This is a genomic window from Rahnella victoriana (genome assembly GCF_004330295.1).
GTDB classification, from domain to species: Bacteria; Pseudomonadota; Gammaproteobacteria; order Enterobacterales; family Enterobacteriaceae; genus Rahnella; species Rahnella victoriana.
In genome coordinates this window covers 1-1,237 of sequence record NZ_SJOJ01000064.1, presented here as the reverse complement: position 1 = coordinate 1,237, position 1,237 = coordinate 1, and the positions used below count along the sequence as shown (strand labels likewise).

Here is a 1,237-nt window from a genome sequence, read left to right as displayed (position 1 = left end):
GTTGGTGCCTGTAAGCGTGTAACCACTGCCTTCGCCCCAGTACCCGCCATTGAACCGGTGATTTTGGCATCTGCCAGGGCGGCAGCCATTGCGGCTGTCTGCTCCAGGCTGACCCCTGCTGATTTTGCAACAGGGGCGAGATAAGTCATGGTGTCTGACAGACCGTCAAATGTTGCCATGGACTTGTTCATAGCCGTTGAAATGACATCGCCGATGTGAGCAATATTATCGTTGCTCAGACCCATTGCAGCTTTAACACCCATGAGTAGGGTGGCGTTTTCCTCCATGGTGCGCTTGTTCGCCAGGGACAGATTCAGGATGGTCGGCGTCGCCGCCAGAATGCCGTCCTTGTCCCCCCCACCTTTCGCGACAATGATCTGCGCGGCGGCGGCATCATCGGCAGACGCGGCGGTGTTGTCGCCGAGCTGCCGCGCCTGGGTGCGCAGCGCCGCCATATCGGCGGAATCTTTCGCCAGACCGAGCGTCGCCTGCAACTCAGAGTTTTTCAACGCAAAGTCAAAGCCGGGTTTGAGCATACCGACACCGGCCACCGTGCCCGCCGTCGCAATCCCGACCCCCGCAGCACCTGCGCCAGTCACGCTTCCGGCGAACTGTCTACCGGCCTGATACCGGCCTTTCACCGCGTTGAGTTTGGCCTGCTGCGCGCTGACCCGTGCCAGAGATTCACGCTGCCGGTTGAGCTGGGCGGTGGTTTCGCTGATGGACGTTCTCAGGCGGCGTTCAGAGTCAGACAGCGTGCGCGTGCTGATGCCCGCCTGGCTGAGTTCCGTGCGCTGACGCTGCACCGATTGGCGCAGGCCGTTGAACTGAGTCTGCAACTGCGCGGCGATGCGCTTCGCGGACTCCATGGCCTGCGCCTGGGCGCGGGTCGGGCTGGCGGTGTTTTTAAACTGGATCGCCAGCGCCGCCGCTTCCGCTTTGGCGTCTTTGAGTTTCTGACCGGTGACGGCAAGCTGTGCGCTGGATTTACGGAAGCCGTCAATTTTTCCGGCCTGGGCGTTCAGGTCTCTGAGGCTGGTCTGTGAGGTTTTAATCTCTCCGGCCAGCGCCTTACTGGCGTTCTGCACTGCTTTAAACGGGCGGGTCGCCTGGTCAACCGCCTTTAACAGCACCTCTACTTTTAAGTTACTCACTGTCGGTGGCTCCGCTGCGCTGCATGGCCTTATGACGCCACACCAGCAGCTCGGTCAGCGTCATCGGGTTCAGTTCTGACGGC

2 protein-coding genes are annotated in these 1,237 nt (G+C 60.9%); both read right to left on the bottom strand.

All coding sequences use genetic code 11. From position 1 onward, the window contains the following. The coding region (locus EYY67_RS24270) for a phage tail tape measure protein (protein WP_131694606.1) at window positions 1-1,154 on the bottom strand (1,154 nt) is incomplete at its 3' end. Then, window positions 1,147-1,237, bottom strand: a 91-nt coding sequence (locus tag EYY67_RS24265) for a GpE family phage tail protein (RefSeq protein ID WP_131694605.1), incomplete at its 5' end; no start/stop codon positions are given. The genes EYY67_RS24270 and EYY67_RS24265, both read right to left, overlap by 8 nt.